Annotated in this window: 19 protein-coding genes; 4 read left to right on the top strand and 15 right to left on the bottom strand. The window is 37.4% G+C overall.

All coding sequences use genetic code 11. The annotated features are described in order from the left end of the window. Positions 1-175: 175 nt before the first annotated feature. The 10 genes from pnp to C7D97_RS00295 all read right to left on the bottom strand — a co-directional run bounded on the left by pnp (position 176) and on the right by C7D97_RS00295 (position 10,040). Positions 176-2,311, bottom strand: a complete 2,136-nt coding sequence (pnp, locus tag C7D97_RS00340) for a polyribonucleotide nucleotidyltransferase (RefSeq protein WP_105300240.1) — start codon at positions 2,309-2,311, stop codon at positions 176-178. Between the two features lie 53 nt (positions 2,312-2,364). Next, on the bottom strand, positions 2,365-2,631 hold the full coding sequence (gene rpsO, locus C7D97_RS00335) for a 30S ribosomal protein S15 (RefSeq protein WP_105300239.1): 267 nt from the start codon (positions 2,629-2,631) through the stop codon (positions 2,365-2,367). Between the two features lie 80 nt (positions 2,632-2,711). After that, positions 2,712-3,671 (bottom strand): bifunctional riboflavin kinase/FAD synthetase, encoded by a 960-nt coding sequence (locus tag C7D97_RS00330; RefSeq protein ID WP_105300238.1) that lies wholly within the window; start codon positions 3,669-3,671, stop codon positions 2,712-2,714. Next, positions 3,655-4,542, bottom strand: a complete 888-nt coding sequence (truB, locus tag C7D97_RS00325; RefSeq protein ID WP_105300237.1) for a tRNA pseudouridine(55) synthase TruB — start codon at positions 4,540-4,542, stop codon at positions 3,655-3,657. The genes C7D97_RS00330 and truB overlap by 17 nt, the downstream gene beginning before the upstream one ends. Next, a complete protein-coding gene (locus tag C7D97_RS00320; protein WP_105300236.1) occupies positions 4,535-5,509 on the bottom strand; it encodes a DHH family phosphoesterase in 975 nt (324 codons plus the stop codon). The genes truB and C7D97_RS00320 overlap by 8 nt, the downstream gene beginning before the upstream one ends. Continuing rightward, positions 5,487-5,873, bottom strand: a complete 387-nt coding sequence (rbfA, locus tag C7D97_RS00315; protein WP_105300235.1) for a 30S ribosome-binding factor RbfA — start codon at positions 5,871-5,873, stop codon at positions 5,487-5,489. The genes C7D97_RS00320 and rbfA overlap by 23 nt, the downstream gene beginning before the upstream one ends. Then, positions 5,873-7,999 (bottom strand): translation initiation factor IF-2, encoded by a 2,127-nt coding sequence (infB, locus tag C7D97_RS00310; RefSeq protein WP_105300234.1) that lies wholly within the window; start codon positions 7,997-7,999, stop codon positions 5,873-5,875. Before infB ends, rbfA begins: the two co-directional genes overlap by 1 nt. A 10-nt stretch (positions 8,000-8,009) precedes the next feature. Further along, entirely contained in the window at positions 8,010-8,276 is a 267-nt protein-coding gene (gene rnpM, locus C7D97_RS00305) for an RNase P modulator RnpM (RefSeq protein ID WP_105300233.1), read from the bottom strand. A 3-nt stretch (positions 8,277-8,279) separates the two neighbouring features. Next, positions 8,280-9,587 carry a transcription termination factor NusA gene (gene nusA / locus C7D97_RS00300; RefSeq protein WP_105300232.1) on the bottom strand — a complete coding sequence of 436 codons (1,308 nt, stop codon included), beginning with the start codon at positions 9,585-9,587 and terminating at the stop codon, positions 8,280-8,282. A gap of 9 nt (positions 9,588-9,596) precedes the next feature. Continuing rightward, positions 9,597-10,040, bottom strand: a complete 444-nt coding sequence (locus tag C7D97_RS00295) for a ribosome maturation factor RimP (RefSeq protein WP_105300231.1) — start codon at positions 10,038-10,040, stop codon at positions 9,597-9,599. 251 nt (positions 10,041-10,291) lie between these two features. Between C7D97_RS00295 and C7D97_RS00290 the strand changes: the two genes are divergently transcribed. Genes C7D97_RS00290 through C7D97_RS00275 form a run of 4 tightly spaced genes read left to right on the top strand, consistent with a single transcriptional unit; the run spans position 10,292 to position 14,652 of the window. Next, complete coding sequence (locus tag C7D97_RS00290) at positions 10,292-11,746, top strand: carbon starvation CstA family protein (RefSeq protein ID WP_105300230.1); 1,455 nt, start codon at positions 10,292-10,294, stop codon at positions 11,744-11,746. A 51-nt stretch (positions 11,747-11,797) separates the two neighbouring features. After that, on the top strand, positions 11,798-12,097 hold the full coding sequence (locus C7D97_RS00285) for a hypothetical protein (protein WP_105300229.1): 300 nt from the start codon (positions 11,798-11,800) through the stop codon (positions 12,095-12,097). A 1-nt stretch (position 12,098) separates the two neighbouring features. Then, complete coding sequence (locus tag C7D97_RS00280) at positions 12,099-12,986, top strand: AAA family ATPase (protein WP_105300228.1); 888 nt, start codon at positions 12,099-12,101, stop codon at positions 12,984-12,986. Continuing rightward, positions 12,976-14,652 (top strand): hypothetical protein, encoded by a 1,677-nt coding sequence (locus tag C7D97_RS00275; RefSeq protein ID WP_105300227.1) that lies wholly within the window; start codon positions 12,976-12,978, stop codon positions 14,650-14,652. Before C7D97_RS00280 ends, C7D97_RS00275 begins: the two co-directional genes overlap by 11 nt. A 70-nt stretch (positions 14,653-14,722) precedes the next feature. Here C7D97_RS00275 and C7D97_RS00270 read toward each other — a convergent pair whose 3' ends face one another. Genes C7D97_RS00270 through C7D97_RS00250 form a run of 5 tightly spaced genes read right to left on the bottom strand, consistent with a single transcriptional unit; the run spans position 14,723 to position 22,388 of the window. Then, positions 14,723-18,829, bottom strand: coding sequence for a PolC-type DNA polymerase III (locus C7D97_RS00270; protein WP_105300226.1), 4,107 nt, complete (start codon positions 18,827-18,829; stop codon positions 14,723-14,725). Then, the gene (gene ispG / locus C7D97_RS00265) at positions 18,810-19,880 is read right to left on the bottom strand and encodes a flavodoxin-dependent (E)-4-hydroxy-3-methylbut-2-enyl-diphosphate synthase (RefSeq protein ID WP_105300225.1); all 1,071 of its coding nucleotides are present in this window, start codon (positions 19,878-19,880) and stop codon (positions 18,810-18,812) included. Before ispG ends, C7D97_RS00270 begins: the two co-directional genes overlap by 20 nt. A 10-nt stretch (positions 19,881-19,890) precedes the next feature. Then, the gene (locus C7D97_RS00260; RefSeq protein ID WP_105300224.1) at positions 19,891-20,904 is read right to left on the bottom strand and encodes a M50 family metallopeptidase; all 1,014 of its coding nucleotides are present in this window, start codon (positions 20,902-20,904) and stop codon (positions 19,891-19,893) included. A 9-nt stretch (positions 20,905-20,913) separates the two neighbouring features. After that, positions 20,914-21,690 carry a phosphatidate cytidylyltransferase gene (locus C7D97_RS00255; protein WP_105300223.1) on the bottom strand — a complete coding sequence of 259 codons (777 nt, stop codon included), beginning with the start codon at positions 21,688-21,690 and terminating at the stop codon, positions 20,914-20,916. Next, positions 21,687-22,388, bottom strand: a complete 702-nt coding sequence (locus tag C7D97_RS00250) for an isoprenyl transferase (protein ID WP_105300222.1) — start codon at positions 22,386-22,388, stop codon at positions 21,687-21,689. The genes C7D97_RS00255 and C7D97_RS00250 overlap by 4 nt, the downstream gene beginning before the upstream one ends. Positions 22,389-22,559: the final 171 nt, after the last annotated feature.

The raw sequence follows: 22,559 nt of genomic DNA, 5'->3' as shown, positions 1-22,559 counted from the left end.
TATATTAAGAGGCATAAAAAATAAACTGCCCATGACAGTTTAGCTTAGAGACTATGTTTATGAAACGTAAACTTAAGACCTACTCCAAGCTAAGCGAAGAAATTCTAACGCCTAGCTTAAAGAAACATAGGATTGTCAAAGCCTTCACTATCTCAAACAGTTTATTTAAGTGCTCTTACTTATCTTTTTTATCTTTTCTGTAAGGTGATTCGTCTACTGGCCATGCTTCTGGTTTTTCTAGGAGGGCCTTTCTTGATAGGTTAATTCTTCCTTGTCTATCAATCTCTGTTACCTTTACCTTAACCTCATCTCCTACGCTTAATACATCTTCAACCTTTTCTACTCTATGATGATCTATTTGAGAGATGTGAAGGAGACCTTCCTTACCAATTGCAATTTCTACAAAGGCTCCGAAGTTCATAATCCTAACTACCTTACCTGTATAGATATCGCCTGGCTTTGGATCTGTTACGATAGATTTGATCATATCAATTGCTTTCTTGCCGCTTTCGCCATCTTCTGAAGCAACTGTAATGTGTCCATCATCTTCTGTTTCGATCTTCACTCCAGTAGCATCTATAATCTTGTTGATTGTCTTTCCACCGGAACCTATTACATCACGAACCTTTTCTGGATCGATGTCGATTGTAAATAGTCTTGGCGCATAATTAGATATGTCGCTTCTTGGCTTATCGATCGCAGATTCTATAACATCTAGGATTCTCATTCTAGCACTGTGAGCATCGTTTAGAGATTCTTCTAGAACTTCTCTTGTTATTCCGTCGATTTTCATATCCATTTGTAGGGCTGTGATTCCATCACGAGTTCCAGCTACCTTAAAGTCCATATCTCCTAAGTGGTCTTCCAGACCTTGGATATCTGTAAGGATTGATATAGAGTCATCTTCCTTGATAAGACCCATGGCAATTCCTGCAACAGGTTTTGATATTGGTACACCTGCATCCATTAGGGAAAGGGTTGATCCACAGATAGAGGCTTGAGAGCTTGAACCGTTTGATGATAATACTTCTGATACAACTCTAATTGTGTAAGGGAAGTCTTTTTCATCTGGAAGAACTGGTATTAGGGCTCTTTCAGCCAAACGTCCGTGACCAATCTCACGACGACCTGGTCCTCTAAGTGGTCTTACATCTCCAACACAAAATGGTGGGAAGTTGTATTGGTGGATGTATCTTTTTTGAATTTCTTCTCTATTAAGTCCATCTATAATTTGAACATCAGCAGGAGAGCCTAGGGTTACAACAGATAAAACTTGAGTTTGACCTCTTTGGAAAAGTCCTGATCCGTGTACTCTTGGAAGAAGTCCTGCCTCTGCAGAAAGTGGTCTGATTTCTGTAAGATCACGTCCATCTGGTCTAATCTTATCGATTGAGATCATACGACGTACTTCTTTTTTCATGATATTATCTATCCTTCTGTGAATTTCATCTTCACTTTCTGGATATTCTTCTAGATATTTTTCCTTAGCAGCTTCCTCAATATTGAAGATATTATCTTCTCTTTCAGTCTTATCTGTAGTTCTGATTGAGTTTTTGATTTCTTCTTCAAAATCAGCTGAAATCTTTCTATCAAGTTCTGTCTCTTCTGCCCCATCTACTTCGATTTTTTCTTTTCCTATATCATCGATTATAGTTTGGATAAAGTCAGAAATATTACCAATTTCTTCTAGGGCAAGAAGCATTGCTTCAAGCATTTCTTCTTCAGAAATCTCCTTTGCTCCAGCTTCTACCATGTTGATAGCGCCCTTCTTACCTGCTACAGTAAGTTCAAGGCTTGATTTTTCTCTTTCTTCCTTGTTTGGATTTATGATTAGCTTATCTCCAACTTTACCAACCATACAAGCTCCAACAGGACCATCGAATGGTATGTCAGATATACCTAGAGCGATTGAAGCTCCAATTGTTGTAAGTGGGTCTGGAAGGTTATCTTCATCCATAGACAAAACTGTGGCTATGATTTGTACGTCATTGTAGTAGTTTTCTGGGAAAAGTGGTCTTAGAGGTCTATCCATTTGACGAGAGATAAGGGTTGCCTCATCACTTGCCTTTCCTTCTCTTTTGAGAAATCCCCCAGGAATTTTTCCTACTGCGTATAGCTTTTCTTGAAAATCACAGATTAGTGGGAAAAAGTCTATCCCTTCCCTAGGCTTCTCACTTGCAACTGCTGTTACAAGCAAAGAAGTATCGCCACTTTTTATGTAGCATTCACCATTGGCCTGTTCTGCGAATTTACCAATAGTAACTTCAAAATCTTTGCCTAATTTTGATTCGTATTTGTAAGTTTTTACCATCTTTACTCCTATGTTTTTCTATATAAAATAAGGCGGGAATGCCCCGCCAATAATTAACCTCTTAGACCTAGTCTCTCGATGATTGATCTGTATCTATCAATATCATTTTCTCTTAGGTAGTTTAACATGCCTTTTCTACGTCTAATCATTTTGTAAAGACCTCTTCTTGAAGAGTGGTCTTTTTTGTTGTTCTTTAAGTGTTCTGTAAGATCAGCAATTCTTTTTGAAAGGATTGCGATTTGAACTTCTGGAGAACCTGTATCTCCTTCTTCTAGTTGGTATTCTTTGATTATTGCTTGTTTTTCTTCTGCTTTTAACATAATTTCCTCCATTTATAATATTTGCCATTTACCAAGTAAAGGTCGAGGTATCATTTACTTAGCAAAGGTACCGTCTACTATTATACTTTCTCATTTTCCTTTTGCAAAATATTTTCTAGATACGCATAGGCTTTTTCCTTATCTGAATTCATCTGATCTATCAAGGCTTCCTTGCTATCAAATCTGATATCATAACGGAAAAACTCTATAAATTCTATAGAAATATCCTTACCGTAAATATTTTGATTAAAGTCAAGAATATAGGTCTCTACCTTTCTGTGGCTTTCATCAAAGGTGGGGTTGGTACCTACATTGCTTAAGGCGTAAAAAGACGCTCCGCCAATATTAACTTTTGTAAAGTAAACTCCATCTACTGGAAGGACATAGTTAAAGCTGAGCTTAAGGTTTGCTGTAGGAAAGTTTAAGGTCCTTCCTCTTTTAGCTCCATCTACAACTCTTCCTTTTATCTTGTAATTTCTACCAAGGAGTTTGTTTACTTTTCTGATATTTCCTTCTCTTATTAAATCTCTTAGGTGATTGGATGAGATTTTGTTTACCTCATCTTCCTTTTCAAATTCAACTACTGAAGTCTTGTAATCATATTCATCTTCAAGCTTTCTAAGAGTTTCGACATCACCTGAGGCCTTCCTACCAAATCTGTAGTCCTTGCCACAAATAACGTAGGATGCGTTGAGCTTTTTGTTAATAATCTCAGCTATAAATTCTCTTGGAGAAAGATTCATAAACTTTTCATCAAAATCTATCAAGCAAAAGGTATTAATCCCCATCGATGCCAAAATCTCGATCTTATCTTCAAGACTTGTCATATATTCTTTCTCATCCTTTAGTCTTAGTTTAGTGTTTTCCTTAAACAACAAGACTGAAGGCTCTAGGTCATACTTTTTGCTAATTTCTAGGTTATTTTTCATTAATTTTTGATGGCCTAAGTGAACTCCATCGAAGTTTCCAAGACTTACCGCCTTTTTTTCAAGATCTGGTAAGTCCATATTTAGGTCATATATTTTAATTTTCTCTATCATAAAATACTTTCTCCATCTTTAGAAAATATCCGCCCCTACTCTCAAAACTCTTTGCCAAGCCAATAAATTCATTTCTCGAGTATACTCTAATTTCTTCGTCTATCTCTTCATCTATCTTTATGGTCATGCCATTTACGGCCTTCTCGAAAAGATTATCAGAAAGGTCGAATCTTGGAAACTTATCAAGGGCCTTATCTACTCTTTCAAGTTTCAATATAAGCTTATCCTTATCCATTTCCAAAATATCAGAAGACTTAACTGCCTCATCTACTAGAAAGTCTCCAACCCTAACTCGTCTAAGCTCTTTTACAAAAGACAAGCACCCTAAATCTTCTCCTATATCATCTACAAGAGTTCTAATATAGGTGCCTTTGGAGCAAGTTACGGAGATTTTGGCATAGGGAAAGTCAAAGTCTATTAGCTTAAGGTCATAGATCTTGACCTTTCTTTTCTTTCTTTCGATTTCTTTACCGCTTCTTGCAAGGTCGTAAAGCTTCTTGCCGTCTACCTTTAGGGCAGAATACATGGGAGGAATTTGTTCTATCTCGCCCTTGTATTTTTCTAGAACTTCTTCTAAGTCTTCCCTCTTGCAAGTCTTAGAGCTTTCTTTGATAACTTCCCCTGCTGCATCCAGAGTGTCGGTCTTTTTCCCAAATTCCATTAGACATTCGTAGGTCTTATCCTTATCCATCATGTAGTCGGATACCCTAGTTGCTTTCCCAACAACAATAGGAAGGACCCCACTTGCCTCAAGGTCAAGGGTTCCTGTGTGACCAACTTTCTTCTGATTTAGGGCTCGCCTTACGAGAGATACCACCCTTGCTGAAGATATGCCCTTTTCCTTATCTACATTTAGAATTCCGCTATACATCAATTTCCTTTAGAATAGCAATAGCCTTCTTGCTTGCAGCTTCTAGGGAATCATCAAAAATTGAAAATCCACTCGCCTTGATATGGCCTCCGCCTCCGTTTTCACGGGCAACTTTTGCTACATCGACATCCTTACTTCTTAGGGATACCTTGTATTCGCCCTTGTCGTATTCTTTAAGAATCATAGAAACTTCAACTTCATCTATATCTCTTAGCATGCCTACGATTGTTTCAGCATCTCCCATTTGGACTCCGTGTTTTTTGACAAGGCCCTTGGAGATAATAGAATAAGCTTTTTTGTCCATAAACTCAGCATTTGAGATAACTTCTGTTTGGAATTTCATTACCTTCATAGGCTTTGATTGATATAGGTTTCTATAGATATATTCGCTGTCTGCTCCAAGGCTTAGAAGTCTTCCTGCAACATAGAAAGTATATTCTGTTACATTTGAGTATAGGAATCTGTTGGTATCTGTGCATAGTCCTGTATAGATTAAACTTGCTATATCCTTATCTATAGGAAGGTCTAGTCTTTCGATAATTTCAAATACAAGCTCACATGTAGCAGGAGCTGTGTCATAGATTAGATTGAGGTCTGTATCTATTCCTCCTCCTACGTGATGGTCTATAACCAAGGTGTTTTTGGAAGCTTTAGCAATAGGTGTAAGGCTATCGCCTATCCTATCAAATTCTGAGCAGTCCAAAATCATAAATAAGTCATAAGCGTCCCTTGAGGCTTCCTTGTAATTTTCCTTCTCAGGCAAGAAGTGTAGATAATCATCTATGGTATCATTGGCTAGAAGCTCGACATTCTTACCATAAAGCTCTAGGGATTTCCTGAGGGCAAGGGTAGAACCCAGATTGTCTCCATCTGGGTTGATGTGGCTTGCTATTGCGATTGTTTCGGCATTATCGACAAGTTCTTTAAATTTATCGAGTTTTTCTTTACTGATTTTCTCTTTCTTCATTAGCTTTCTTATCCTTTGCAATTGTTTCAGCTATTAGCTTATCCATGTAAGCTCCGTGTTCGATCGAGTTATCAATTTTGAATCTAAATTCTGGCATAGATCTAAGTCTCATCCTCTCTCCAATAAGAATTTTGATGTAGCCTTTAGCTTGTTCTAGGGCTTCGATTACATCTTCCTTGTTTGTAGTATCTCCTAGTACGCTTACGAAACAATCCGCGTAAGAGAGGTCGTTGGTTACTTCCACATCTGTTATAGTAACCATAGCCTCTGTGCTAAGTCTTGGATCATTTAAGTCATCTCTTAGAATTTTAGATAATTCTTTTTTGACTTCAGATGAGATTCTTTCTGTTCTTCTTTTATTCATTAATCTCTTTCCTTTTCAACCATTTCATAGGCTTCCATGACATCTCCAACCTTGATATCGTTGAATCTGTTTAGACCAATACCTCCCTCGTAACCACCTGCAAGTTCTTTGGCATCGTCCTTAAATCTTTTCATTGATGAAATATCACCATCAAATATTACGATATTGTCACGGAGAAGTCTGATGCTTGCTCTTCTTGGAATAGAACCATTTGTAACCATAACACCAGCAACTGTTCCTGCTCCTGGAACCTTGAAGGTATCACGTACTTCAGCCCTACCAAGGACAACTTCCTTAAATTCTGGATCAAGCATACCCTTGATAGCTTTTTCTACATCTTCGATTGCTTCATAGATTACAGAATATGTTCTGATTTCAATGTTATTATCCTTTGCTCTTTCCAAAGCTCCTTGGGTTGGTCTTACATTAAATCCTATGATAACTGCGTTAGACGCTTGGGCAAGAAGGATATCTGATTCTGTGATTCCTCCTACAGCTCCTGCTATAACAGAAACCTTAACTTCTTCATTAGAAAGTTTTACTAGTGAGTGGCTTACAGCATCTACTGTTCCTTTAACGTCTGTCTTAACTATAATATTAAGTTCTTTTAGCTCACCATCTCCGATATCTGAGTACATATCTTCAAGGTTGGTATTAGCCTTTGCCTTAAGGTGCTCTTCACGTTTAAACTCTGCGGCCCTATCTGCAAATTCACGAGCGAGTTTTTCATCTTCTACGGCATAGATCATATCTCCTGCTTCGGCAACATCAGATAAACCTAGGATTTGGGCTGGCATTGATGGAGTTGCTTCTTCGATTGCTTCTCCAAGAGAGTTAAACATAGCTCTTATCCTACCTGATGCTGATCCTGTTACTACATAATCTCCAGCATGGAGGGTTCCCTTTTGTACAAGTACTGTGGCAACTGCTCCTCTTGCCTTGTCAAGTTGGGCTTCTACGATAATACCTACTGCACGTCTGTTTGGATTTGCCTTAAGCTCTCTCATTTCAGCTACTAGAAGTACCATCTCTAATAAGTCATCAATACCTTCTCCTGTGTGAGCAGATACTGGAACCATGATGGTATCTCCTCCCCATTCTTCAGATACAAGACCATGTTCCATTAACTCTTGTTTTACTCTGTTAGGGTCGGCTACTTCTTTATCAATCTTATTTATAGCTACTACAATTGGTATTCCAGCAGCCTTGGCGTGGTTGATTGCCTCAACAGTTTGTGGCATTACACCATCATCTGCTGCCACTACAAGGATTGCTATATCAGTCGCTTGTGCTCCCCTCATTCTCATTTCGGTGAAGGCTTCGTGGCCTGGTGTATCAAGGAAGCTTATTTTCTTATCGTTGATATCTACAACAGATGCACCGATATGTTGGGTGATACCTCCTGCTTCTCCACTTGTAACTCTTGTTGATCTAATCTTATCAAGGATAGAAGTCTTACCATGGTCAACGTGACCCATTACAGAAACTACTGGAGGTCTATTAACTAGGTCTTCTTCCTTATCTTCATAATCTAGTTCTACTTGTTGTTCTTCAATGGCATCGTACTCTTCTTCTAGTTTTATCTCCTTGCCAAAGTCTAGGGCAACTAGTTCTGCTTGTTCAAACTCGATTTGATCATTGAGTCCTGCCATTACTCCAAGACCAATTAGTTTTCCTATTACAGAATTTGGAGATTGTCCTATTTTGTCAGCAAAAGTCTTTACATTTACAGTTTCTGGAATTTCTATTATTCCATCGTCCTTTTTCTCTTCAGCTTGTTTTTTGCTAGCCTTGGAAGTTTTCTTGTTTTTGCTTTTTTTCTTTCTCTTTTTCCTTGGTTTTTCTTCCTCAAAATCATCTTCTTCTACATCTTTAGCTTGTTTGATGTTTTTATGATTTTTATTATTTTTTTTATGTTCTTTTTGATGTTTCTTGTTTTTAGCTTTATTCTTTTCTTCTTCTATCTCATCAAAATAGCCTTGGATAAGCTCAAGATCACTTCCACCAACCATGGACATGTGGGATTTGATATTTAGTCCAAATTTCTCATTTAATAGTTTTACCATTTCCTTGGCTGCCATGTTATTTTCTTTTGCTAATTCATATACTCTTACTTTTCCTGCCATATAACTCTCCTCAATTTACTTCATAAGCTTTTAACTCCTCGTAAAGTTCGTCCGAAACTTCTGTTCTAAAAACTCGGTTTAGCTTATTAGTTCTGATGGCTTCCTCTATGCAAGCTTCATCCTTACATATATAGGCGCCTCTTCCGTTTTTCTTTCCAGATTCATCTATCAAAATTCCTTCTTCTTTGTTTTTGACAACTCTTAGAAGGCCTTTTTTGTCTTTAAGCTTGCCACATACCACACATTTTCTTTGTGGAATCTTCTTAGCTTTTTTCATTTTCTAATCCTCATTAGATTCATCTTCTTCACTATCTTCTACAGTTACAGTGGAATCAATATTTGTAATATCTTCTACTGTATCATCACTTTCTTCTTCTATTATTTCTTCAACTTCAGAATCTCTTATTAAATCATCTTCAATATCATTATTTTCTTCATCAATGCCTAAAGAAATGTCTTCACCGTCTAAAGTAGCATCTTCATCAGCCACTTCGCTGGCCTCTTCTTCTATCTCGTTTAGTCCAAGTATTTCATCGATTTCTTCTTGACTTAAGTTTTCGTATTCTTCGCTACTTTTTATATCAATCTTCCAGCCAGTAAGTCTTGCTGCAAGTCTTGCATTTTGACCTTCTTTTCCTATAGCTAGGGATAATTGGTCACTTGCTACAACCACAAGGCTCTTCTTAGCCTTTTCATTGACAAGAACTTCGATTATATCCGCTGGAGATAGGGCATTTGATATGAATACTTTGATGTCTTTGTCAAAGTTTATAATGTCGATTTTTTCTCCTTGTAGTTCTTCAACTATGGAATTTACCCTAATTCCCTTAAAGCCAATGCAGGCTCCAACCGCATCTATCTCTTCATCATTTGAAAATACAGCCATCTTTGTCCTAGATCCTGCTTCTCTTGCAAGGGAATAGATTTCAATTATTCCGTCTGTGATTTCAGGAACTTCAAGCTCAAAAAGTCTAGTTATAAGATCTTGGCTTGCTCTAGATAAGACGATTTGAGGTTCTTTGGAAGAATTTCTCACTTCCTTTATCAGAAACTTCATCTTGGCGTTTGCCGGATATTCTTCTGTAGGAACTTGCTCTTTAATTGGAACTACTCCTTCGATTTTATCTAAGTTTACGTATACATTGTACTTATCTTGTCTTTGAATAGTTCCTGTAATCATCTCGTTGGCCCTTTCGATATATTCACCATAGAGGGAATCTCTCTGGGCATCTCTGATTTTTTGTATTACGATATTTCTTGCAGTTTGGGCTGCGACCCTACCGAAGTTTTTGGGAGTAAGCTTAATCCTTGCTATATCTCCTAAGTGATAGCTTGAGTTTTCCTCCAAAGCATCCTTTAAGGAAATTTCTGTGATAGTATCGTCTACTTCATCTACTACTTCCTTTAGGGCAAAGACTTCGATTTGTCCAGTATCTTCATCAATTATGACATCTACATTTTCTTCATTGTCATAATTTTTTTGGTAACTTTTGATAAGGGCTTTTTGTAAAGCATCTAGAATAGTTTCCTTATCCAGATTCTTTTCCTTACAAAGCTCATCCAAAGCCAACATAAAATCATTGTTCATAATATCTCCTTAGAAAACAATCTCAATATAAATTTCTTTTACGTCTTCTTTCTTAACCTTCTTTGTATTATCATCTTCTAGGACAAATTCATAAAAATCTTCGCCAATATCTTTGATTTTTCCTAGGAAAATTTCACCATCTTTTAACTTAATTTTTAAAAGCTCATCCTTATTTCTTTCTATATCTCTATCAGTCTTTAGAGGGCGAGATAAATCTTGACTTGAGACTTCTAGATAATATGAATCTTTTATTATATCAATCTCATCTAGTTTCTCATCAAGAAAAGCGCTAACCTTCTCACAATCCTCGATTGTGATCCCTCCCTTATTATAGATAAAGAACGTTAGGATTTTGTTGTTTTTTTGACCTTTAAATTCGATATCTACTAATTCATAACCTAAGTTTTCAATATCAGATTCAAAGACTTCCTTTAATCTTTCAGTTAAATCCATATTACCTTCCTTCGTCTTAACAGATTAAAAGAGTGGAAACCATCCCCCACTCTTTTGCTATGATTATTATACTTTCAATAAGGATAAATTCAATCTTACTATGATGGAAGTCTCTACAAAACATTTATATTTCAAAATATTTTTATCGCCCTCTTTTTAATAAATATTTTACATTAGAAAACGTTATTTTCCTTGTAATTATTCAGCCAAACGTTTATAATTAAAATAGATACATAAATAAAGGAGGGAATATGTTATTATTTATTATCGGTCTTATAATTTTGATCGGCGGCGGTTTCATCTATTCTAAATATGTTGAAAAACAACTAGAACCCGACGATCGTGAGACTCCAGCTGTTAGAAAGGCTGACGGAGTCGACTTTGTTTCTATGAGCGAGAAGAAAAACTGGCTTATTAACTTACTAAACATCGCAGGAACTGGCCCAATCTTAGGACCTATCCAAGGAATCCTTTTTGGACCTATTGCTTTTATAGCAATTCCAATTGGTTGTGTCTTTGCTGGTGCAGTTCACGATTTTTGTACAGGATTTATCTCAATGAGAAATGGCGGAAGCCAAGTTCCAAAACTTGTCGGTAAGTACATAGGCGAAGGTTGTAGGAAATTCTACAATATTGTAATTGCAATCCTTCTTCTCCTAACCGGTGTTGTATTTGTTTATACACCTGGAGACTTAATTGCAAATGATATTATGGGTGCAGATCCAAATTCAAATGTAATATGGGTAATTTATGCAGTAATCTTTGCCTACTATATCCTTTCCACAGTTCTACCAATAGATAAGCTAATCGGAAGAATCTATCCAATATTTGGTGCCTTCCTTATTATATCTGCAATTGGTGTACTTATAGGAATTATATTTAAGGGAAATAGCGACCTATCATTTAAAGGCCAAGGCCTACTAGCTGAGCATCCACTCGGACAAAGATTTATCCCATCATTTTTCATCACAGTTGCATGTGGTATACTTTCAGGCTTCCACGGTTCCCAAGTAACCCTAGTTTCTAGAACTATTAGAAGCGAAAGAGAAGCAAAGACAACCTTCTACTCAACAATGATTGCAGAAGGAGTCATAGCCATGATATGGGCTGCAGGTGCTATGGTGATTTTTTCTACAGGGACAGCTGCTCTAGACACACCTGGTACTCTTATGGTTGGTGAAATCTCAAGATACTTCATGGGTAATATCGGAGGACTTATAGCGGTAATCGGTGTTATAGCACTTCCTATCACATCTGGTGATACAGCCTTTAGATCTCTAAGATTAATCATAGCTGAAGAACTTAATCTAGACCAAAAAGTAGCTGGTAAGCGTGCAGGTCTTGCAGCTTGTCTATTCGTTCCAGCAGCAGCTATCCTTTACTTTGCTAAATCTAACCCTGAAGGATTCAATATTCTTTGGAGATACTTCGGATTTACAAACCAATTTGTAGCAATCTTTGCCCTAGCTGTAGCTACAAGCTATCTAATCTATAACAATAAGAACTACCTAATAACATTGATTCCAGGAATCTTCTATACTTTCATAGTATTTGCCTTTATAATTAATGCTGACAAACTCGGATTTGGTCAAGACTATAAGATTGCTTATCCTCTAGCAGGAATCCTTGCTACAGCTTATGCAGTATTTGTTGTAAAGATATCTAAGAAAAATAGAAGAAGAATCGAAGCAATTAAGTTAGACTAAGTTTTAAAAGGGTGGCAATCGCCACTCTTTTTTATATCTAGGAGAGTTTATATGAAATTTATATTAGATAAAAAAGCAAAATCTTTAGTAAAGAAAAAACAAATCAAAGAAATCTTTATAAATCCAGATCTGGATCAGAAATCCTCCTGTTGCGGGATCGCTACTGTAGATATTGTAATCCTTACCAAAGAAACTGATAAGAATAGATACAAACTTCAAGAAACTGATGATCTTGATATCTATTACAATCCCAACCTAGCCATGTATATAGATGATGATCAAGATTTAATTATATCAGCATTTTTTAAGAAGCTTTATGTCAAAAGCGAAATCAATACAATCGAGAGATAAGATGAACTATGAAATAATTGAGAAATTTGTAAATGAAAATCCAATAGATGATAGGCTAAAAGGAAGAATTGCAAGACCTAAATTTACCTACATTGGAGAAGATATATTAAACAAGGCAAGCTCAGCCTTCATTTCCGGAAAAAACATCCTCCTTGTTGGAAGTAAGTCAACTGGAAAAAATGTCTTAGCAGAAAACCTATCCCAAATTTTTAAAAGACCCATGCGGAATGTTTCTTTTCATGTAAATATTGACTCCCAAGTTCTTATAGGGAGCGATACCCTATCTAATGGAAATGTTGTCTTTAGAGACGGTCCAGTGACTTCTGCTTGTAAATACGGAGGTCTCCTCGTCCTAGATGAAATTAATATGGCTAGAAACGAAGCTATGGCAGTCCTACACTCCATCCTAGATTATAGGAGAATAATCGACATACCAGGAAATGACCTTATAGAAATCCACCCATCCACGAGATTTATAGCTACCATGAACTACAATTATGAGGGGACACGTGAGCTTAATGAGGCTCTCCTTTCCCGCTTCGTTATAATTGAAATGCCTATAATTTCTGAAGATGACCTAAGTAAGATCTTTACAGATAATTATCCAAATCTAAAACGAGAGATCAAAAACCAGCTTGGAAGATTATTCTATGATATAAAAACAAAGGCGGATGCCGGTGAAATATCAGGTACTGCTATTGACCTAAGAGGAATTTTCGATAGTCTTGATCTTGTTAAAGCAGGTCTTAAGCTTGATGAGGCTTTCGATATGTGCTTGGTAAACAAAGTATTTGATTCTTATGAGAAAACACTTATAAGAGATGTGATCAAGGCTCGTTTCAGAGAAAATTTATCTAAAGGAGATGTTTTCGAGGACTATGATTTCTAATAAGGAAAAAGCCAATGACAACAGATTCTATAATCGGATTTGGAATGGAGCTTTATCATATAGATATAAGCCCATCATCACAGGATCTGACCTAAGCGGCAATCCAAGTTTTTATATGAACTTAATAATAGGCCTTTCTATAAAATACTTCGGCAAAGAAACAATAGAAAATCTCTTTGCCATATGGGAAGATTATAAAAAATGTGAAAAATACGACATCTTCGCCCTCTATCTTTTGGAAAGCTACTGCTATGACAGAGAAGTTAGCCAAAGGCCAATTCTAAAAGACCTAAGAGAAGATTACGCCAAAGACTTCTTGGCTGATAAAAATGACCTTAGGAGAAAAAACTTAGCTTTAAGAGAAAACTTGTATTACCTCTTAACTATGAAAAAATACTCGAAAGTTTTAGATGGTAATTTTAATCTATCTAGAAAGGAAGAAGATATATACGAGAATTTCCATTTAGATCCAACTACAGGGCCAGCGACTTTAATAGATAATACTATATATTTATTTGAGAAATATCTTTCCTTCGATAAGGAAAATAAATATAAGCTCTATTTTCCTATAAACTTCTCCCTCTTCGACCTAAAGGGATCATACCAACTTGAAAGATCTAACAAGGCGAATATTTTTAAGAATAATGATAGTAAGAAGTTAAATCCTATAGGAAATTTCTTACTTAAAAGAAAAAATGCCAAGAGATTATATATAGAGGAAACTTTCGGAGGGTCTTTATGTTCAGAAGAAAAGGAGAATTTGATAAATCAAATCTATGCCACAGATAAACATAAGAAATCCAAGATTTTCTTCACCAAGGGTATAGCTAAGGCAAATTCTGATAAAATAAATGAATTAAACTCAAAGGCTAGGGAAAGTAATCTAAATTTTTACAAAAATAAAGAAAACTTTTATGAAAGAATTATCAAAAATCTCTCCAAATCCATTAAGCTCTCCCTTAAATCTACCGAGGATAGGGATTTCCTATTGGCTAAGACTGGTAATCTCAGTCCTAGCCTCGCATGGAAGAGCCAAATACCTAACTATAATAAGATTTTTACCAAGAAAACTTTTGATAAAAAGGGAGATTACACGCTAGATATCCTTCTCGATGGGTCAGCTTCTCTTTTGTACGAGCAAGAAATTGTAGCAACCGAGGCCTATATCCTATCTAGGGCTCTGTCTAAAAACAAAATCAGCCACAGAGTCATATCCTACAGCACCCTTTCTGACTATACTGTCCTTACTATCTTAAAGGACTTCGATGAAGAAACTGATGATTCTAGGATATTTTCTTATAAGAGCTTAGGCTTTAATAGAGACGGTCTTGCCTTTAGGAGCTATACTTCTTTGATCCCTCAAAGAAAATTAAATGACCACCTCCTATTAATCCTAACCGATGCGAATCCCAGCGACCTAAGACCTCTGATAAAAGAAGGACTTAGTCCAAACAAGGCCTACGAGGAAGATACTGCCCTTAAGGATACTAAGGAGGAGCTCGATAAGCTTAGGAGAAAAAATATCAAGATTTCTGCCCTAATCCACAAGGAAAATACTACTAATGCGACCTATCTTTACTACGATAATTTCTATCAGATAAAAGATCTAAGTCATTTTGCAAGCTTGGCCACAAGGATAATCAAAAAAGAATTGTTAAAAAAATAAAATAGGGACCTAAAGCTTCAGGGTCCCTATTTTACTTTGCTTTTTTTAATTTTAACTATAGCTATAAGTTCTAAAACATCCCATCAAACAAGGACATCTGGTTTTTCTCTTGGATGCCGTCAATTATGCCCAAGGATTTGAGGCTGTTTATGGCGTTTTTGTTTACTGAAGTTCTTGTTTTGAGGTCTTCTAAGGAAATAAATTCTCCTCTTTCTCTTTCCTTTACAATATCAATAGCCATTGCTTCACTTACATCATCTACTGCAGAAAGCGGAGGTAGGATGTAGCCCTTCCTATCACTTAGGAGAAACTTCTTCGCATCTGACTTGTAGATATCCGCCTTTTCAAGCTTAATCTCCCTTGCTGCCATCTCTTCAGCTACTTCAAGGACAGTTCTAATTTGCTTATCCCTCTGAGAAAGATCAAAGCTTCCCTCAACTTCCTTTAGGGATTTTTGAATACTTTCTAGTCCCTTTATAATAGTAGAGTACTTGAAGTCGTTGATCTTGGTATTGAAGTAGGTCGCGTAGAAGGCTTCAGGGTAGTATACCTTGTAGTAAGCAATCCTGTAACTCATCAGGCAATAGGCGACAGCGTGGGCCTTTGGGAAAAGATATTGGATCTTTAGACAAGATTCGATGTACCATTCAGGCACCCCATTTTCCCTCATATACTCTAGGATTTCATCAGAAAGTGGCTTACCCTTTCTTACCTTCTCCATAATAGAGAAGGATTTTTTCTTATCAAGCCCCTGTTGGATAAGGGCGTTCATTATATCATCACGAGTAGAGATAATCTCGTCAAAGCCTGCTGTCCCATTTCTTACAAGCTCTTGGGCATTGTTAAGCCACACATCAGTTCCGTGAGATAGGCCCGAAATTCTCGTCATCTCCGAAAACTTGGTTGGGAAGGTATCCTTAAGCATGGACCTTACAAAGTTTGTACCAAATTCAGGTATACCCAAGGTCCCAATCTCGTTATTGGAAAAGTCATGCTTGATATCGAGACTTTCTGTGGAAGAAAATATCTTCATAACTGCTGGATCTCCCATAGTAATCTCTAGGGGATTAGTTCCAGTTAAGTCCTGTAAGGCTCTTATAATCGAAGGAACATCGTGACCTAGAAGGTCTAGCTTTAGGAGGGTTTCGTGCATCATATTGTAGGTGAAATGCGTTGTCTTGATATCTCCACTTCCATCATCGGCTGGGTATTGGATAGGACAGATATCAAATATATCTATATCATCAGGAACTACAATTAGTCCACCCGGATGTTGGCCAGTTGTTCTTTTGACATCCTTAAGCCCCCTTTGAATTTTTCTTACCTGGGCATTGGTAAATTCAACCTGATAGTCTTCGCTGTATTTTTTAATATAACCAAAGGCAGTATTATCCTGGATCGCTCCTATGGTTCCTGCCCTAAAGACCTTGCCCTCACCAAAGAGGACCTCGGTATATTTGTGAATAGTAGGTTGGTATTCTCCTGCAAAGTTTAGATCTATATCTGGTTCCTTATCACCCTCAAAGCCTAAGAAGACCTCGAATGGTATATTGTGACCATCCTTTTTCATCATAGTTCCACATTCAGGACAGGCCTTGTCTGGATAGTCGATTCCAGCTCCCAAAAGATCTTCTTCGAAAAACTCTGAGTGCTTACAATTAGGACAGACATAGTGGGGAGAAAGTGGGTTTACCTCGGTAATATCTGCCATGGTGGCAGCAAAGGAAGAACCAACAGATCCACGCGATCCTACTAGGTAGCCGTCTTCGTTAGACTTACCTACTAGCTTTTTAGCTATTATATAAAGAACAGCATAGCCATTAGAAATAATTGAGTTAAGCTCACGATTTAGCCTATCTTCTACTATCTTTGGTAGAGGGTCTCCGTAGATTGAATGGGCCTTGGCAAAGCAAGTATCCCTAAGCTCCTTATCAGATCCCTCGATTTTAGGTGGGAAGGTCCCCTTAGGAATTGGTCTGATATCTTCTATCATATCGACAATCTTCCTAGGATTTCTAATGACAACATCCTCAGCATCTATTGGATTTAGATAGGAGAAGTCATCCATCATCTCCTTTGTAGTCCTAAAATAATAAAGAGGCTCGTCCTCATGGTATCTGAAATACTGACCTTTGTGGAGGATATTTCTTAGGATAAAATCATCCTTTTCCATATATCTAACAGCACCAGTTGCTACAGCAAGCTTATTATCCTCCTTGGCAAAGTCTAAGATTTGCTTGTTTATATCTATAGCCTGGTCTATATCACGGATTTTGCCCTTATTTACCTTGTCATTATAGATTCCTAGAGGAGCCATTTGGTAGAAGTCAAAGAGGTCCCTAATCCTATTAAGATCCCTTTTGTTTCTCTTATTTTGTAAATATGAAAATAAGATTCCTTCATCAGAGCCCGATCCTACTAGAAGGCCTTCCCTGTATTTTTCAAGTACTGAAATTGGAGTTTTTGCCTCGGAATTAAAATAATCCATCCTCGATTCTGATATAAGTTGGTAGAGATTCTTAAGGCCGACCTTATCCTTAGCGTAAACTGTAGCTGAGAAGTACTCGTGCTTTGCCTTTGGCCAGTGGCTTTTTAGCTTGTTGATAGTAGAAAGATTTATACCTTCTTCTTCCATAATCATCTTAAACATCTTGATAAAAATCTGAGCAGTAGCTCTTGCGTCATCACTTGCCCTGTGGTGGTTGAAGGCAGGAATATCAAGTTTTCTAGCAATCTTATCTAGGGAGAACTTCTTCATATCGCTAAACAAGGCCCTAGCCATTGGAAGAGTATCCAGATAGATTGGGTTAAAGTCTAGCCCCATCCTGTGGCAGTTTTCCCTAACAAAGCCAACATCGAAGTCGGTGTTTTGTCCTACTAGGATCGAATCCTTGCAGAAGTCAAAAAATCCTGGAAGGACCTCTTCGATTGTAGGACAGTCTTCTACCATCTCATTGGTAATTCCAGTTATTTCTATGATTTTTTCTGGAATCACCATCTCTGGATTTACCAGTTCGTTGTAGATTTCTGTGATTTTGCCACCTTCTACCCTACAGGCTCCGATTTCTGTTATCCTATCCTTGTAGCGGGAAAGCCCTGTTGTCTCAAGGTCAAATACGACAAAGCTTTCTTCTTCAATATTTTGGGTCTCGGAAACTTCCCCATCGCTTAGATTAGTAAGGACTCTCAGCTCATCTTCTACTAAGAGAAGCTCAGCTCCTGGAAGCATCCTTATCCCTTCCTTAGAAAGTGCTTCGTAAAGATCTGGAAGGCCCTGGAGGGTTGCTGTATCAGTAATACCAACAGCACCCATCTTCCAGTTTTTTAGAGTACTTACCAGGTCCTTATTGTCTACAAAGCCATCGAGGTTGGTCATCTTCGTATGGACCTCTAGCTCAATTCTTTTATCAAGGGCTGTGTCAGTCCTTTTGCCGAGGATCGCATCCACCATACCATTTACAGTAAATACATCTTCATGGGCGTAATCATCGTAGTTAAGGACTCCCTCGACCATGACTTCCGACCCTTCCCCCAAGGTTTCTAGCTTGTAGTTGTTCTTGGCGTTTGCGAAAATCTTACAAGAAATCGCATCAGTCTTATCTTCAAGGTCGAATGTATAGATAAAATATCCACCCTTGGTCTCGAATACATCTAGTCCGTAGACCTTTCCTATTAGGGTAGAATTAACTCCCTTTCTTTCGTAAAGATCTCTAATATCTATCACATCTTCCTTGATTTTCCTACCAAAGTTGATGTTTTCTACGTGAATCTCTTCCTTTTTTTCTTCTTCCCTGTTTTGGATAGTGAAATCTATGGCGTCTTGGACCCTAGCCTCTCTTTCCTTGATTAGGCGTTCGGTTTCGCTTAGAGGAGTATCTTCTATTACTTTTTCTTCTTCTTGAGTATTACCAGAACTTATTTCTTCTGAAGCATCTCCTTCATTATCCTCTGGGATATTTTCTTCATAGGCCTCTTCTATTTCTTTTCTTCGTACATTTATTTCAAGGCTTACGAAGGAGAAATAGTCATAGAGCTTTTCTCTTTCTTCTCTTGTGAAGTTATAGCTATCAGATTCGATCTCAAGGCTTAGGATATTGGTCTTGGTAAAATAGATGGCTTCTACTACGAAGAAACTCCCCTCCTTGACATCTATTAGATTATGAAGGTCTATTCTCATCTTCTTTGCTTTCTATTAAAGTTTCTATCAAAGTATCTACTATCTCATCTTCTCTAACCTTCTTGATAGTCTTGCCATTCTTAAAGAGAAAGCCCATGCCATTTGCTGCTGATATCCCATAATCTGCTTCCTTGCTCTCTCCTGGTCCATTTACAGGACAACCCATGATGGCAACCTTAGCAGAGATATCTAATCCCTTACTTTTCTCCTCAACTTCCTTTACTATTTCAGGAAGATTTACCGTAGTTCTTGAACATGTTGGGCAAGATACTATATCTAGGCCATCTCGTCTTAGATTAAGGGCCTTAAGGATTGCCTTTCCTGCCTTAACTTCTTCTAAGATATCTCCTGTGATTGAAACTCTGATAGTATCTCCTATCCCATCTTTAAGTAGAGAGCCTATGCCGATAGAGGATTTGACAAGGGCTTGGTACAAGGGACCTGCTTCTGTTACACCAAGGTGGAGTGGGTAGTCAACCTTATCTGATAATTTCCTGTAGGCATCGATCATTGTATTTACATCGCTTGACTTAACAGAAATCTTGATATCGGTAAAGTCCATATCCTCTAGGATCTTAACTTCCTCTAGGGCACTTGCTACTAGGGAATCTGAGTTTACTCCACCGAATCTATCTACGATTTCTCTAGATATAGAGCCTGAATTTACCCCAATCCTTATAGGGATGTTTTTCTCCTTACACTTATCTACAAGAAGCTTAACCTTATCGCTACCTCCGATATTACCAGGATTGTATCTTAGACAATCACAACCATATTCTACCGCAGCAAGGGCAAGCTTATAGTCAAACTGGATGTCTGCTACAAGTGGTATGTTAGTTCTTTTCTTAATCTCAACAATTGCCTTGGCATCTTCTATGGAGTTTATGGCAGATCTTGCTATATCACAACCTGCTTCCTCTAGGGCATTAATCTGTGCAACTACCTTTTCTATATCGCTTGTCTTTGCTGTTGTCATTGATTGGACAGAAATAGGAGAGTCGCCTCCTACTGCGACATCTCCCACATAAATCTTCTTAGTTTTCTTTCTCATTTTATCTCCTTTAGAATAGATTAATTATATCTTTTATTGAAATCACAAGTATAAGTCCCAAAAGAATAACGAAACCTACTACTGTAATTTTTTCTTCAAATTTTTTGTTTACACGCTTGCCAGTAATCATCTCATAAAGAGCGCTTACTATCTTTGACCCATCTAGGGCTGGTATTGGAAGGAGGTTGAATACTCCGAGGTTGACACTGATATAGCCTAAGAAATATAAAAGGCTCATCAAACCATTTTGGGCTTGGTTACCTAGCTCCTTAACCACTCCTACGGGACCTGAAAGGGCTGAAAAGGCGATCTTTCCTGTAAAAAGTCTACCCAAAACTACAAAGATTAGGGCAATGTTTTTGCCTGTTTCTACAAAGCCCAGCTTAATAGCTTCCACAAATCCAGCCTTTCTAAGCTTTGACTCTATTCCAAGATAGTAAGATCCATTTTCTTCCATAGGGCTTATCTTATAAGTTTTACTCTCATTACCGGATAAAACTTCTAGGGAAATATCTTCATCCTTATCCCTATTTTTGTAATATTCGTTTAGGATAGGAGAAATATCGGTAAAGCTTGTTACATCTTTATCAGCAAGCCTTACTACTTCATCTCCCACTTCTACACCAGCGGCCTTAGCAGGAGAATCCTTACTAAATCCTCCGATAGTTTTTGTAGCAACGCCTGTATTAAGGGCAACTACAAAAAATATAATTACTGCAAGGAGTAAATTCATCAAAGGTCCTGCAAGAATTGTAAAAAATTTACTCTTGGCAGGTGCCCTATCGTAGGACCTAGGATCTGAACTTTCATCATCCTCTCCCTCCATAGCGCAGTAGCCACCGATTGGTATGAGTCTTAGGGAATAAAGAGTCTCCCCGCCCTGCTTTTTTAATATAGCAGGCCCCATACCAATGGCAAACTCATTTACCTTTATTCCAGATGCTTTCGCTATAAGAAAATGTCCAAATTCATGAATAAGAATCAAAAACAGGAACATTACTATAGCTATAATTATTTTACTCATCAACTCTCCTTATAATCTTGAAAACAAATATAAAACTGGAGCTATAAAAAGCATGGAGTCAAACCTGTCGAGGATTCCTCCATGGCCTGGAATAATATGACCAAAATCCTTGACTCCAGTTTTTCTCTTAATAAACGAAGCTATCAAGTCTCCAATCTGAGACAAAACAGCTGCAATAATCGTAAAAATTATGACTTCATAAATCTTAACACCGAGGCCAAATTCATTGATAAAGATTGAATTTAGGATACAAGCCCCTACTATTCCACCGATTGATCCCTCGATAGTCTTGTTGGGACTAATGTGCTTTATAGATTCAAACTTACGCTTACCTATGGTTGAACCAACTAGATAAGCAAAAGTATCTGATCCCCAAGCTGTAATATACAAAAGCCATACGAAATTTACATCCTCTATCCTTAATATATGACTCATCAAAAGTGATACATAAAGTAAGACAAAGGATGTTGCAAAACCATCATAGAGGCTGTAATGACCCTTCAAGATAATATACATCATCATGAAAATTACAGAAACCACAAGGCTTGCTATATAAATATCAGAATTATTGACATAGGCTGCAAGCATGATTATCGTATTAGTCACATACAAAAGCTTCATAGGAAGAGTAATCCCAATCTTTGCCAGAGCCTCTTTCATCTCATGAAGGGCAATATAGGAGAAGATCATAACCCCAATAGCTAGGGGAATTCTTCCTAGAAATGTTATTAGAATCAAAAGAGCAAGGATTATAGCTCCACCGATTGCCCTATTAAACAAGTTCATGACAAGGCTCCGTATCTTCTATTTCTCCTAGAAAACTCCTCCAAGGCCTCATCAAAAGCCAACCTATCAAAGTCAGGCCACAAGGTATCTGTAAAATAAAACTCCGCATAGGCAAGCTGGTAGATCAAGAAATTAGATAGTCTAATCTCCCCACCTGGTCTTATAAGGAGGTCAGGATCTGGTTGGTCTTTGGTATATAGGTAGGAAGAAATCATCTCTTCAGTAATAATATCTTCCTTACTAATTCCATCATCTATCATGGCCTTAAAGGCGTGGACTAGCTCGTCACGACCTCCGTAGTTTAGGGCGATATTTAAGGTAATCTCATCATTATCCTTAGTATCTTCCATAGCCCTAATACAAATTTCCTTAGTAGAAGCTGGTAGCTTTTCCAAATCTCCTATGAAATTAAGCTTACAATTTTCCTCCATCAAAATATCTAGCTTGCTGTCAATAAACTTAATCACAAGCTTCATCAGATAATTGACTTCATCGAGAGGTCTCTTCCAGTTTTCTGTCGAAAAAGCGTAAAGAGTCATATACTTTACCCCACGCTCTTTTGCATAAAGACAAATATCTACGACATTCTCGGCCCCATTTTTGTGACCATAAGTCCTAGGCATATGCTTCTTTTTTGCCCATCTGCCATTCCCATCAAGAACTATGGCAACATGGGTCGGTATATTTAAATTATCCATAATCATTCCTTTATCTTTAATCTTTTCTCATTATACTCAAAGGAGCCTTCTTTTTCTATTGATAAGAAATAAGGAATTAGAAAAAAGGGCCTGCTGCAGAATAAATAAAATTATGATTTTACTGGCTTTCTTATTAGTGCTTCCTATAAGATCTATTATATTTTTATATAT

This window comes from Anaerococcus marasmi, from assembly GCF_900290195.1.
Taxonomy (GTDB): Bacteria; Bacillota; Clostridia; order Tissierellales; family Peptoniphilaceae; genus Anaerococcus; species Anaerococcus marasmi.
This window is presented reverse-complemented; position numbering and strand designations above follow the sequence as displayed.

Bases quoted from the DNA above. Each gene is read 5' to 3' on its own strand.
- pnp (WP_105300240.1), bottom strand. From the start codon at position 2,311: ATGGTAAAAACTTACAAATACGAATCAAAATTAGGCAAAGATTTTGAA.
- rpsO (WP_105300239.1), bottom strand. From the start codon at position 2,631: ATGTTAAAAGCAGAAGAAAAACAAGCAATAATCAAAGAATACCAACTA.
- C7D97_RS00330 (WP_105300238.1), bottom strand. From the start codon at position 3,671: ATGATAGAGAAAATTAAAATATATGACCTAAATATGGACTTACCAGAT.
- truB (WP_105300237.1), bottom strand. From the start codon at position 4,542: ATGTATAGCGGAATTCTAAATGTAGATAAGGAAAAGGGCATATCTTCA.
- C7D97_RS00320 (WP_105300236.1), bottom strand. From the start codon at position 5,509: ATGAAGAAAGAGAAAATCAGTAAAGAAAAACTCGATAAATTTAAAGAA.
- rbfA (WP_105300235.1), bottom strand. From the start codon at position 5,873: ATGAATAAAAGAAGAACAGAAAGAATCTCATCTGAAGTCAAAAAAGAA.
- infB (WP_105300234.1), bottom strand. From the start codon at position 7,999: ATGGCAGGAAAAGTAAGAGTATATGAATTAGCAAAAGAAAATAACATG.
- rnpM (WP_105300233.1), bottom strand. From the start codon at position 8,276: ATGAAAAAAGCTAAGAAGATTCCACAAAGAAAATGTGTGGTATGTGGC.
- nusA (WP_105300232.1), bottom strand. From the start codon at position 9,587: ATGAACAATGATTTTATGTTGGCTTTGGATGAGCTTTGTAAGGAAAAG.
- C7D97_RS00295 (WP_105300231.1), bottom strand. From the start codon at position 10,040: ATGGATTTAACTGAAAGATTAAAGGAAGTCTTTGAATCTGATATTGAA.
- C7D97_RS00290 (WP_105300230.1), top strand. From the start codon at position 10,292: ATGTTATTATTTATTATCGGTCTTATAATTTTGATCGGCGGCGGTTTC.
- C7D97_RS00285 (WP_105300229.1), top strand. From the start codon at position 11,798: ATGAAATTTATATTAGATAAAAAAGCAAAATCTTTAGTAAAGAAAAAA.
- C7D97_RS00280 (WP_105300228.1), top strand. From the start codon at position 12,099: ATGAACTATGAAATAATTGAGAAATTTGTAAATGAAAATCCAATAGAT.
- C7D97_RS00275 (WP_105300227.1), top strand. From the start codon at position 12,976: ATGATTTCTAATAAGGAAAAAGCCAATGACAACAGATTCTATAATCGG.
- C7D97_RS00270 (WP_105300226.1), bottom strand. From the start codon at position 18,829: ATGAGAATAGACCTTCATAATCTAATAGATGTCAAGGAGGGGAGTTTC.
- ispG (WP_105300225.1), bottom strand. From the start codon at position 19,880: ATGAGAAAGAAAACTAAGAAGATTTATGTGGGAGATGTCGCAGTAGGA.
- C7D97_RS00260 (WP_105300224.1), bottom strand. From the start codon at position 20,904: ATGAGTAAAATAATTATAGCTATAGTAATGTTCCTGTTTTTGATTCTT.
- C7D97_RS00255 (WP_105300223.1), bottom strand. From the start codon at position 21,690: ATGAACTTGTTTAATAGGGCAATCGGTGGAGCTATAATCCTTGCTCTT.
- C7D97_RS00250 (WP_105300222.1), bottom strand. From the start codon at position 22,388: ATGGATAATTTAAATATACCGACCCATGTTGCCATAGTTCTTGATGGG.